Origin of the sequence: Thermomonospora cellulosilytica (assembly GCF_014138835.1) — a bacterium.
GTDB lineage: Bacteria > Actinomycetota > Actinomycetes > Streptosporangiales > Streptosporangiaceae > Thermomonospora > Thermomonospora amylolytica.
The window spans coordinates 2,097,937-2,109,520 of record NZ_JACJII010000001.1 but is presented as its reverse complement, the minus strand read 5'-3'; the positions used below and the strand labels follow the sequence as shown (position 1 = coordinate 2,109,520).

The following is an 11,584-nucleotide window of genomic DNA, read 5'->3' as shown; positions in this document are numbered from 1 at the left end:
CGCGCCTCCGGCGAGGACGGCGAGCGGGCCTGCGGTCGCGTGGGTCTGTGGGGTGAGTGGTCCTGCTCCTGTTCGGTCCGGTGTCAGGTCCGGCCGCGGGGGTGCCGCGGGTCAGGACGCCCGGCCGGTCCGCATCCCGGCGGCCGGCGGGGCGGCGATGACATGGGCGGCGCTGGCCAGGGTGACGTGGCGATGCCAGCCGCCGTAGGTGCGGCCCGTGTAGTCGCGGATGCCGACCCGGTCGGTGATCTCGGCGAGGTCCTGGTCCACCCGGCGGGTGAGGCCGCCGTACCGCACGATCGCGGCGGCGTCCGGCAGATCGGTCAGCCAGAGCCCGGCCGGCCAGCGGGGACCGGCGGGGCCCACGCCGACCAGGAGCAGGTCGCCGCCGGGGCGGGCGCGACCGGCGCCGGCGGTGGGGAAGCAGGCGGCGCGGACCCGGACCGCGGCGACCAGGCAGGGGCGGCGCGCCGCGGCGGCGCCGCCGTCCAGCCAGGTGACCGGGCGGCGCAGCTCGCGGGCGGCCCGCATGATCTGCCCGGCCGGCAGCGGGGTGGCGTCGTAGCCGGCCAGCGCCCGGTCGGCGACGGTCAGCGACACCTGCTCGCCGATCCGGGCGGCGAACGGCAGGCCCGCCGCGCGCAGCAGGCCCAGCGCCGCGACCGTGTCGGGTTCCCCGGTGTCCAGCACCACCGGCCGGGGCGCGAGCCCCCAGGCGCGCAGTTCCAGGCACGCCTCGACGGCGTGGACGCTCAGGGATCTGGGGCGCAGCCCCTCGGGGATGGCGGCCTGCCGGCGGCGCAGCCCGTCCGCCAGCCAGGCGGGGGGCAGGTGCAGCCGCCAGTTGACCGGATGCCCGGCCTGCTCGGTGACCGTCCACACCCCCACCGCGCGCTGGGCGTTGCGGACCTGCCCGTCGACCGGGGAGGTGCACCGGGTGACGCCCGCCGAGTGCTCCCCGGCCTTGGGGATGAGCAGCGGGCGCACGACCCACGCCTGCGGGTCGGCGGCGCGCGTCACGCGGTGCGCCAGCGCCCGGCGGACCGGGGTCCAGTCCCAGGTGGAGTGGCAGATGAAGTGGTGCAGGCTCTGCTCGGTGCCGGTGCCGCCGAGCAGCGCCGCCATGTTGCGGATCGACTTGCGCCCGGGGGTCGCCAGCAGCCCCCGCACGTACTGGGCGCCCCTGCGGCGCTGGTCGCTGCGCGGCAGCGAGGCCAGCAGCTCGGCGCACAGCTCGGCGATCTCCTCGGTGACCGCTGTGTCGAGCCCCCCGGCGGGGGCGGGCCGCGGTCCGGCCCGGTGCGGCGGCCCCGGCCGGTGCGCCGGGCGCCGGGTGACGGTCCTCACGTGGCCCCCTCGTCGTTCCACCGGTTGCGATCGGATGCCCGTGGTGCGGGCCGCGGGCGCCGGCATTTCGCGGGCGGCGCCCCGGTGTGATTTTCCAGTCCGGTGCATTGCCCGGTGAATGACAAATGCATGGCAATGTTCAGTGGCTGTCACCCGGTGCCGGCGGTGCCGCCGGCCGGTCCGCATGACTGATTACTGCCAACCCGGGCACGGGGGTTTGACTCGATCGCGCCGCGATGCCCAGAGTCGTTGCGTCGGCGAGCGCGGTGCGCGAACAGGGGCGCCGCGGGGACGGAGCGATGATGAAGAAGGTGATTCTTGCCGAGCCGCGCAGTTTCTGCGCGGGCGTACGGCGTGCGATAGCCATTATCGAGCTGGCCCTGGAACGTTATGGATCACCTGTCTACGTGCGCAAGGAAATCGTGCACAACCACTATGTCGTGCGCTCGCTGGAACGGCGGGGGGCGCGATTCGTGGACTCCGAGCAGGACGTTCCCGAGGGCGCGGTGTGCGTGTTCTCCGCGCACGGGGTCTCGCCGGAGGTGCGGCGCAACGCGCACGGCCGCCGCCTGGAGGTGATCGACGCCACCTGCCCGCTGGTGTCCAAGGTGCACCAGGAGGCGCGGCGGTACGCCAGGCAGGGACGCACCCTGCTGCTGATCGGGCACGCCGACCACGAGGAGGTGGAGGGCACCTACGGGCACGCCCCCGAGCAGACGGTGATCGTCGAGTCGGTGGAGGACGCCGAGCGGCTGGACCTGCCGGCCGACACCCCGGTGGCGTTCCTGACCCAGACCACCCTGTCGGTGGACGAGACCCGCGACATCGTCGAGGTGCTGCGGCGCCGCTTCCCCGACCTGAGCGGCCCCGACAAGGACGACATCTGCTACGCCAGCCAGAACCGGCAGGACGCGATCAAGGCGATCGCGCCGCGCAGCGACCTGGTGCTGGTGGTCGGCTCCCGCAACTCCAGCAACTCCTGCCGGATGGTCGAGGTGGCCCGCCGCTGCGGCACCCGGGCGCATCTGGTGCCCGAGGCCGCCGACCTGGATCCGGCCTGGCTGGAGGGAGTGCGCACGGTCGGCGTCAGCGCCGGCGCCAGCGCCCCGGAGGTGCTGGTCGACGGGCTGCTGGACCGGCTGGCCGAGTTCGGCTTCGAGGACCTGGAGATCGCCCGGGTGGCCGAGGAGAACGTGGTGTTCTCCCCGCCGGCCCGGCTCGCCGACCGGGTGCCGGCCGGCTGAGGAGGACGAGGGGCATGACCGAGACGACGACCCTGGGCGTCCGGCCGCTGCGGCTGGACGTGATCGAGCGGGTGGAGCGGCGGCTCACCGCCTTCCTGGACGCCGAACGGGAACGCTGGGCGGCGGTGGACGGCCGGGGCGCCGTCCTCGTCGACGCGGTGACCGACCTGGTGCGGGCCGGCGGCAAGCGGCTGCGCCCGGCGTTCTGCGTGAGCGGCTTCCTGGCGGCCGGCGGCGACCCCGCCGACGAGCGGATCGTGGACTGCGCCGCCGGGCTGGAGCTGGTGCACGCCAGCGCGCTGATCCACGACGACGTGCTGGACGACGCCGAGCTGCGCCGCGGCAAGCCCGCCGTGCACACCCGGCACACCGCCGAGCACGCCGCCCGCGGCTGGCACGGCGAGTCCCGCCGGTACGGGGAGGGCGTGGCGATCCTGGCCGGTGACCTGGCCACCATGTACGCCGACCGGCTGGCCGCCTGCCTGCCGCCGGCCGCGCGGCAGGTCTGGGGGGTGCTGACCACCGAGGTCGTCATCGGCCAGTACCTGGACGTGGCGGTGGCCGCCGAGGGCGTGGCCGACCCGGAGCTGTCCCGCTGGGTGGCGGTGTGCAAGTCCGGCCGCTACAGCATCCACCGTCCGCTGGAGCTGGGCGCCACCCTGGCCGGGCGGCCCGACCTGGCCGGGGCGTTCGCCGAGTACGGCGAGGCGCTGGGCGAGGCGTTCCAGCTCCGTGACGACCTGATCGACGCGTGCGGGGACCAGGCGGCGGCCGGCAAGCCGGTCGGGCACGACCTGGCCCAGCACAAGATGACGCTGCTGCTGGCGCTGGCCGCGCGGCGCGACGAAGAGGTGCGGGCCCTGGTGGAGGCGCCGCGCTGGGACGTGGACGCGCTCCGCGAGCGCCTGGTGGCCAGCGGGTTCACCGCCGAGATCGAACGGCGCATCGACGCCCTGGTGGACCGGGCTCGGGGCGCCCTGGAGGCCGCGCCGATCGACGGGGCGTGGCGGCGCGAGCTGGCCGACATGGCGCTGGAAGTGGCCTACCGGGACCGGTGAGCGGGTTTCGAGGAGTGACCGACATGACGTTGTTGCAGACCGTGGACGGCCCGGAGCGGCTGCGCGGGCTGGACGCGGCCGAGCTGTCCGAGCTGGCCGCGGAGATCCGCGCGTTCCTGGTCGAGCATGTCACGCGCACCGGCGGGCATCTGGGCCCCAACCTGGGCGTGGTGGAGCTGACCATCGCGCTGCACCGGGTGTTCGACTCGCCGCGCGACCGGCTGGTGTGGGACACCGGCCACCAGGCGTACGTGCACAAGATCCTCACCGGGCGGCAGGCGGGGTTCGCCCGGCTGCGGCAGGCCGGCGGGCTGTCCGGCTACCCCAGCCGGGCCGAGTCCGAGCACGACCTGGTGGAGAACTCGCACGCCTCCACCGCCCTGTCGTACGCCGACGGGCTGGCCCGCGCCGCCGCGCTGCAGGGCCGCACCGACCGGGCCGTGGTGGCGGTCATCGGGGACGGCGCGCTGACCGGCGGCATGGCCTGGGAGGCGCTGAACAACATCGGCGGCGGCCCGGACCGCCCGCTGGTCGTCGTGCTGAACGACAACGGGCGCTCCTACGCGCCCACCGGCGGCGGGCTGGCCGAGCACCTGGCCGCGCTGCGCTCGGGCCGGCTGTCCGGGCCGGGGGTGTTCGGGCAGTTCGGGCTGGACTACGTGGGCCCGGTCGACGGCCACGACATCGCCGCGGTCGAGGACGCGCTGCGCACGGCGCGGCGGCGCGGCGGCCCGGTGGTGGTGCACGTGGTGACCGACAAGGGCCGCGGGTTCGTGCACGCCGAGAACAACGAGCTGGACCGGGGGCACGCGATCAGGCCGATGGACCCGCGGACCGGCGAGCCGCGCAAGCCGTCCTCGGGCCCCTCGTTCACCTCGGTGTTCGGCCGGGAGATCGTCCGGCTGGCGGCCGAGCGGCCGGAACTGGTGGCGATCACCGCGTCGATGCTGGAGCCGACCGGGCTGCTGGAGATGGCGCGGCGGATGCCGGACCGGGTGATCGACGTGGGCATCGCCGAGCAGCACGCGGTGACCATGGCCGCCGGGCTGTCGATGGGCGGCCTGCACCCGGTGGTGGCGATCTACTCCACGTTCCTGAACCGGGCCTTCGACCAGGTGCTGATGGACGTGGCGCTGCACCGCCGGCCGGTGACGTTCGTGCTGGACCGGGCTGGGGTGACCGGCGACGACGGGGCCAGCCACAACGGCATGTGGGACCTGTCGATCCTGCAGGTGGTGCCGGGGCTGCGGATCGCCGCGCCGCGCGACGGCGCCCGGCTGGCCGAACTGCTCGGCGAGGCGGTCGCCTGGCGGGAGGGCCCGACGCTGCTGCGCTTCCCCAAGGGCGCGACCGGGCCGGACGTGCCGGCGGTGGCCACCTTCGGCGGCCTGGACGTGCTGCGCCGCACCGGGTCGCTGGACCTGCTGGTGGTGTCGGTCGGCGCGATGGCCAAGGTGGCGCTGGGCGTGGCCGAACGGCTCGGCGACCAGGGCGTGGGCACCACGGTGGTGGACCCGCGCTGGGTGACGCCGGTCAACCCCACGCTGTGCGACGTGGCCCGCCGGCACCGGCTGGTGATCACCATCGAGGACAGCGGGCGTACCGGCGGCGTCGGGACGGCCGTCGCCCAGGCGCTGCGGGACGCGGGCGTGGGCACCCCGCTGCGGGAGTTCGGCATCCCCCGGCGGTTCCTGGCGCACGGGTCGCGCGCCGAGGTGCTCGCCGGGTGCGGGCTGACCGAGCAGGACATCGCGCTGGCGGTGACCGAGGAGTTCGCCCGGCTGGAGTCGGGCGGGCAGGGCGCCGGCGAACTGGAGCGGCTGGCCGGACGGCAGGGCGAGGAGGACGAACGGTGACGACGGTATCGCTGGGCCTCCCCGGGGTCCGTGAGCAGACTCCCCAGGTGGCGTCGCGGCGTAGGTCGCGGCGGTTGATGGTGGGGTCGGTGCCGGTGGGCGGGGATGCACCGGTGTCGGTGCAGTCGATGACGACCACGCCCACGGCCGATGTCAATGCGACGTTGCAGCAGATCGCGCAGTTGACGGCGGCGGGGTGTCAGATCGTGCGGGTGGCGGTGCCGTCCCAGGACGACGCCGACGCGTTGCCGCAGATCGCGCGCAAGTCGCAGATCCCGGTGATCGCCGACATCCATTTCCAGCCCAAGTACGTGTTCGCGGCGATCGATGCCGGGTGCGCGGCGGTGCGGGTCAACCCGGGCAACATCAAGAAGTTCGACGACAAGGTCGGCGAGATCGCCCGCGCCGCACGGGATGCGGGGGTGCCGATCCGGATCGGGGTCAACGCCGGGTCGCTGGACAAGCGGTTGCTGGCCAAGTACGGGCGGCCGACCGCCGAGGCGCTGGTGGAGTCGGCGTTGTGGGAGTGCTCGCTGTTCGAGGAGCACGACTTTCGGGACATCAAGATCTCGGTCAAGCACCACGATCCGGTGGTGATGATCCAGGCGTACCGGATGCTGGCCGAGCGGTGTGACTATCCGCTGCACCTGGGGGTGACGGAGGCGGGGCCGGCGTTTCAGGGGACGATCAAGTCGGCGGTGGCGTTCGGTGCGCTGTTGGCCGAGGGGATCGGGGACACCATCCGGGTGTCGTTGTCGGCGCCTCCGGTGGAGGAGGTCAAGGTCGGCATCGCCATCCTGGAGGCCCTCGGGCTGCGTGAACGCGGCCTGGAAATCGTCTCCTGCCCCGCCTGCGGGCGCGCCCAGGTCGACGTCTACAAGCTCGCCGAAGAAGTCACCGCCGGCCTGCAGGGCTTCCCCGTCCCCCTGCGGGTGGCCGTCATGGGCTGTGTGGTCAACGGACCCGGTGAGGCGCGGGAGGCCGACCTGGGGGTGGCGTCCGGCAACGGCAAGGGCCAGATCTTCGTCAAGGGCCAGGTCATCAAGACCGTCCCCGAGTCCCAGATCGTCGAGACCCTGATCGAAGAGGCCATGCGCATCGCCGAAGAGCGCGGCATCGACCCCGAGGCCATCGCCTCCGGGGACGGACCCCAGGTCGTCGTGGCCGGTGGACGGACGTGACACGGATCGCCGAGCGGGGGCCCATCACCCACTGGGCCCCCGACGACCCCGCGTTCTGGCGGACCCGGGGACGCCGGATCGCCTGGCGCAACCTGGCGTGCTCGGTGTGCGTCGAGCACCTGGCGTTCACGGTGTGGACGCTGTGGAGCGTCGTGGTGGTCCACCTGGGCCACCGGAACCTGACCGTCGACCAGCTCTTCTGGCTGGTGGCGCTGCCCAGCCTGGTCGGCGCGTTCGTCCGGGTGCCCTACACGGTCGCCCCTGCCGTGTTCGGGACCCGCACCTGGACGGTCGCCAGCGCCCTGCTGCTGGTGGTGCCGGCGCTGGGGCTGGCCGCCGCGGCCGGCCACCCCGGCACCCCGTACTGGGTGCTGCTGCTGGTCGCGGCCACGGCCGGGCTCGGCGGCGGCAACTTCGCCTCCGGCGTCGCCACGATCACCCACTTCTTCCCCCAGCGCAGGCAGGGCCTGGCGCTCGGCCTGAACGCCGCCGGCGGCAACATCGGCGTGAGCACGGTGCAGCTTGCGGTCCCGGTCGTCATCGCCGCGTTCGGGGTCGCCGCGGCCGGGCTGGTGTGGGTGCCGCTGATCCTGCTGGCGGCGCTGGCCGCCTACCTGTGGATGGACGACCTGACGGTCGCCAGGGCGCCGATCGGCGACCGGCTGCGGGTGGCCGCCCGGCCGCGGACCTGGCTGCTGTCGCTGCTGTACGTCGGCTCGTTCGGCTCCTTCCTCGGGTACGCCACGGCGCTGCCGCTGCTGGTGGAGATCTGGCATCCGGACGCCGACGCGGCCCGGTTCGCCTTCCTCGGCGGGCTGGTCGGGTCGCTGGCCCGCCCGGTGGGGGGCTGGCTGGCCGACCGGCTGGGCGGCGCGCAGGTCACCACCGGCACGTTCCTGGCGATGACGGGCGCGGTGGCGGTCACCGTGGCGGCGCTGCGGGCGCACGACCTGGGCTGGACGGTCGCCGCGTTCGTGCTGCTGTTCGTCACCACCGGCCTCGGCAACGGCGCCGCCTACCGGATGATCCCGGCCGTCTTCGCCGAGCGCCGCGGTGACGCCGCCGCCGCGGCCGGGCTGGTCGCCGCGGTCGGCGCGCTCGGCGGATTCCTGATCAACACGGCCTTCGGCCGGTCCATCGCGGCCACCGGATCGGCCGAGACCGCGCTGTGGATCTTCGCCTGCTGCTACCTCGGCTGCGCGGCCCTGACCTGGGCCTGGCAGCTCCGGAACCGGGCGGGCCGGCCCGAGCCGCAGCCGGTCCGGCCCCAGGTCGGGCAGCTCGCCGGGAGGTGAACGGTGACCGCGGTGCCGACCCACTGCCCGTACTGCGCGCTGCAGTGCGCGATGTGGCTCCACCCTGACGACGGGGTCGCGGTGGAGCCACGGGACTTCCCCACCAACCGTGGCGGGCTCTGCCAGAAGGGCTGGGCCGCCGCCGAACTGCTGGACCCCGGCGTCAGGCTGGCCACCCCGCTGATGCGGGACCGCCGCGACGCGCCGCTGCGGCCCGTCACCTGGGACGCCGCACTGGACCGGATCGCCGCCGAGGTCCGCCGGATCCGCGACGCGCACGGGCCGGACGCGGTGGCGGTGTTCGGCGGCGGCGGGCTGACCAACGAGAAGGCCTATCTGCTGGGCAAGTTCGCCCGGGTCGCGCTGGGCACCGCGAACATCGACTACAACGGGCGGTTCTGCATGTCCTCGGCCGCCGCCGCGGCCGGCCGGGCCTTCGGGATCGACCGCGGGCTGCCGTTCCCGCTGACCGACGTCGGCACCGCGGGCACGGTCATGCTCGTCGGCGCCAACCCGGCCGAGACCATGCCCCCGCTGGCCGGTCACCTCCCCCGCCCCGGCGACGGCCGCGCCCTGGTCGTCGCCGACCCCCGGTCCACCCCCACCGCCCGCGCCGCCACCGTGCACCTGCAGCCCGCCCCCGGCACCGACCTGGCGCTGGCGTACGGGCTGCTGCACCTGGTCATCGCCCGGGGGCTGGCCGACCACGCCTACATCGCGGCCCGCACCACCGGGTTCGAGGAGGCCCGCCGGGTCGCGGCCGGCTACTGGCCGGCCCGGGTGGAGCGCATCACCGGCGTCCCGGCCAGCGCCCTGGAGACCGCCGTGGAACTGCTGGCCGCCGGGCGCTCGCGCGGCGGCACGGTGGTGCTGACCGGACGCGGCGCCGAGCAGCACAGCAAGGGCACCGACACCGTGCACGCCTTCATCAACCTGGCGCTGGCGCTGGGGCTGCCGGGGCGTCCCGGCTGCGGGTTCGGCAGCCTGACCGGGCAGGGCAACGGGCAGGGCGGGCGCGAGCACGGGCAGAAGGCCGACCAGCTCCCCGGCTACCGGCGCATCGACGATCCCGGCGCCCGCCGCCACGTCGCCCGGGTGTGGGGGGTGGACGAGGCCGACCTGCCCGGCCCCGGCCTGCCGGCGCGGGAACTGCTGAACGCGCTCGGGACCCCCGGCGGGCCGCGCGCCCTGCTGGTGTTCGGCAGCAACCCGGTGGTCTCCGCGCCGGACGCGGGCCGGGTGCAGCGGCGCCTGGCCGCCCTGGACTTCCTGGCGGTGACCGACCTGGTCCGGTCGGAGACCGCCGAGCACGCCGACGTGGTGCTGCCCGCCGCGCAGTGGGCCGAGGAGGACGGCACCATGACCAACCTGGAGGGGCGGGTGCTGCTGCGGCGGCGGGCGGTCGACCCGCCCCCCGGGGTCCGCACCGACCTGGAGATCGTCTCCGCGCTCGCCCGCCGGCTGGGGCACCGCGACGGGTTCCCCGCCGACCCCGCCGAGGTGTTCGCCGAGCTGCGCCGGGCGAGCGCGGGCGGCGTCGCCGACTACTCCGGCGTCCGCCCCGACCGGCTCGCCGCCGGGGAGCCGGTGTACTGGCCGTGCCCCGCCGGCGGCCCGCCCGAGGGGACGCCGCGGCTGTTCGCCGACCGGTTCCGCACCCCGGACGGGCGGGCCCGGTTCGTCGCGGCCGAGCACCGCCCGGCCGCCGAGGAGACCGACGAGACCTTCCCCTGCCACCTGACCACGGGACGGATCCTGGCGCAGTACCAGAGCGGGGCGCAGACCCGCCGCAGCCCGACCCTGCGCGAGGCCGCCCCCGAGCCGTACGTGGAGATGCACCCGCTGCTCGCCGAACGCCTCGGATGCGCCGACGGCGACCCGGTGCGGGTGGTGTCCCGGCGCGGCACCGCGCGGGCACCGGCCCGGCTCACCGAACGGATCCGGCTGGACACCGTGTTCATGCCGTTCCACTGGGCCGGAGAGCAGCGCGCCAACCTCGTCACCAACTCCGCGCCGGACCCCGTCTCGGGCATGCCCGAGTTCAAGGTCTGCGCGGTGCGCCTGGAAAGAGATCGCCCTTGACGTCCTCCCCCGCCCGAAGGCGGGGGTCTGCGCGGAGGAGTCTCGATGACGCACGTCCTCGTCGTCGGCGCCGGGATGGCGGGCGCGCGGCTGGCCGCCGAGATCGCGCGGCGGGACGCCGCCGGGCGGATCGACCTGACCGTGGTCGGCTCCGAACCCCATCCGCCGTACAACCGGGTCCAGCTCACCGAACTGCTGGCCGGCCGGACCACCTGGGCGGGCATCGCGCTGGAGGGCCCGGCCTGGTTCGCCGAACGCGGGTACGCGCTGCGGCTGGGGACCCCGGTGCGGGCGATCGACCGGGCCGCCCGGCGGGTGCTGCTCGGCGACGGCGACACGCTGCCGTACGACGTGCTGGTGCTGGCCACCGGGGCCGAGCCGGTCATGCCGCTGCCGGGCCCGCTGCCGGCCGGGGTCTTCACCTTCCGCACGCTGGACGACTGCCACGCCATCGCCGCCACCGCCGCGCGGGCCCGGGAGGCGGTCGTGGTCGGCGGCGGGCTGCTCGGGCTGGAGACCGCCCGGGGCCTGGCCCGGCTGGGCGCGCGGGTGACGGTGGTGCACGCCGCGCCGCGCCTGATGGAACGGCACCTCGACGACGGGGCGGCGCGGATCCTGCGCCGCATCTACGCCGGGCAGGGCATCGAGGTGGAACTGAACGCCACGGTGGCCGCGGTGTCCGGCGGCGACCGGGTGGAGAAGCTGGTGCTGTCCGACGGCCGCACGCTGCCGGCGGACCTGGTGGTGGTCTCCTGCGGGGTGCGGCCCCGTACCGGGCTGGCCGCCGCGTGCGGGCTGCGGGTCGAGCGGGGCGTCGTGGTCGACGACGACCTGCGCACCAGTGATCCGCGCATCCACGCGATCGGCGACTGCGCCCAGCACCGGGGCGTGGCGGCCGGGCTGCTGGACCCCGCCTGGGAGCAGGCGCGGCTGCTGGCGACACGGCTCACCGACCCCGGTGCCGCGGACCGCTACACGGGGGTGCGGTCGGTGACCCGGCTGAAGGCCCCCGGCATCGACCTGGTCGCGATGGGCGAGTCGGGCACCGAGCCGTCCTGGGACGACGACGGCCCGGAGGTGGTGGTGTTCCGCGACGGCGGGCGCGGCGTCTACAAGAAGCTGGTGCTGCGCGACGAGCGGCTGGTCGGGGCGCTGCTGCTGGGCGACGACTCCACCGCCGGGGTGGTCGCCCAGTTCTTCGACCGGGGCGATCGGGTGCCCTCCGACCCGGCCGCCCTGCTGTTCGCCGGATGGGGCGGGGCGGCGCCCGCGGCCCGGGACGCCGTGGTGTGCCGCTGCAACGGGGTCACCCGTGAGGCCGTGGCGCGCGCCTGCACCGCCGGGGCGCGCGACCTGGCGGCGGTGTCGGCGGCGACCCGCTGCGGCACCGGCTGCGGCACCTGCCGGGCCGATGTCGAGCGGTTGATCGCGGAACTGGCCCGGACGTCGGTCACGGCGGGTTGATCATCGGCAGCTTGCTGCCATCGATCGTCATCTTCCTGACAGCTTTCGAGCGCCGGA

8 protein-coding genes are annotated in these 11,584 nt (G+C 75.3%); 7 read left to right on the top strand and 1 reads right to left on the bottom strand.

Annotated features, from left to right (window positions below):
• Window positions 1-111 precede the first annotated feature (111 nt).
• On the bottom strand, window positions 112-1,347 hold the full coding sequence (locus HNR21_RS10145; RefSeq protein ID WP_220500112.1) for an IS701 family transposase: 1,236 nt from the start codon (window positions 1,345-1,347) through the stop codon (window positions 112-114).
• A gap of 302 nt (window positions 1,348-1,649) precedes the next feature.
• Between HNR21_RS10145 and HNR21_RS10140 the strand changes: the two genes are divergently transcribed.
• Genes HNR21_RS10140 through HNR21_RS10110 form a run of 7 tightly spaced genes read left to right on the top strand, consistent with a single transcriptional unit; the run spans window position 1,650 to window position 11,527 of the window.
• Complete coding sequence (locus tag HNR21_RS10140) at window positions 1,650-2,591, top strand: 4-hydroxy-3-methylbut-2-enyl diphosphate reductase (protein ID WP_119726930.1); 942 nt, start codon at window positions 1,650-1,652, stop codon at window positions 2,589-2,591.
• Between the two features lie 14 nt (window positions 2,592-2,605).
• Window positions 2,606-3,649, top strand: coding sequence for a polyprenyl synthetase family protein (locus tag HNR21_RS10135; RefSeq protein WP_119726929.1), 1,044 nt, complete (start codon window positions 2,606-2,608; stop codon window positions 3,647-3,649).
• Between the two features lie 23 nt (window positions 3,650-3,672).
• Window positions 3,673-5,505 carry a 1-deoxy-D-xylulose-5-phosphate synthase gene (locus tag HNR21_RS10130; protein WP_182704998.1) on the top strand — a complete coding sequence of 611 codons (1,833 nt, stop codon included), beginning with the start codon at window positions 3,673-3,675 and terminating at the stop codon, window positions 5,503-5,505.
• On the top strand, window positions 5,502-6,686 hold the full coding sequence (gene ispG / locus HNR21_RS10125; RefSeq protein ID WP_182704997.1) for a flavodoxin-dependent (E)-4-hydroxy-3-methylbut-2-enyl-diphosphate synthase: 1,185 nt from the start codon (window positions 5,502-5,504) through the stop codon (window positions 6,684-6,686). The genes HNR21_RS10130 and ispG overlap by 4 nt, the downstream gene beginning before the upstream one ends.
• The gene (locus HNR21_RS10120) at window positions 6,683-7,981 is read left to right on the top strand and encodes an MFS transporter (RefSeq protein WP_312880963.1); all 1,299 of its coding nucleotides are present in this window, start codon (window positions 6,683-6,685) and stop codon (window positions 7,979-7,981) included. The genes ispG and HNR21_RS10120 overlap by 4 nt, the downstream gene beginning before the upstream one ends.
• 51 nt (window positions 7,982-8,032) lie before the next feature.
• The gene (locus HNR21_RS10115) at window positions 8,033-10,063 is read left to right on the top strand and encodes a molybdopterin oxidoreductase family protein (RefSeq protein WP_182708574.1); all 2,031 of its coding nucleotides are present in this window, start codon (window positions 8,033-8,035) and stop codon (window positions 10,061-10,063) included.
• Window positions 10,064-10,108: 45 nt separating this feature from the next.
• Window positions 10,109-11,527 (top strand): FAD-dependent oxidoreductase, encoded by a 1,419-nt coding sequence (locus HNR21_RS10110; RefSeq protein WP_182704996.1) that lies wholly within the window; start codon window positions 10,109-10,111, stop codon window positions 11,525-11,527.
• Window positions 11,528-11,584 lie beyond the last annotated feature (57 nt).

Bases quoted from the DNA above. Each gene is read 5' to 3' on its own strand.
- HNR21_RS10130 (WP_182704998.1), top strand. From the start codon at position 3,673: ATGACGTTGTTGCAGACCGTGGACGGCCCGGAGCGGCTGCGCGGGCTG.
- HNR21_RS10115 (WP_182708574.1), top strand. From the start codon at position 8,033: ATGTGGCTCCACCCTGACGACGGGGTCGCGGTGGAGCCACGGGACTTC.
- HNR21_RS10140 (WP_119726930.1), top strand. From the start codon at position 1,650: ATGAAGAAGGTGATTCTTGCCGAGCCGCGCAGTTTCTGCGCGGGCGTA.
- HNR21_RS10135 (WP_119726929.1), top strand. From the start codon at position 2,606: ATGACCGAGACGACGACCCTGGGCGTCCGGCCGCTGCGGCTGGACGTG.
- HNR21_RS10110 (WP_182704996.1), top strand. From the start codon at position 10,109: ATGACGCACGTCCTCGTCGTCGGCGCCGGGATGGCGGGCGCGCGGCTG.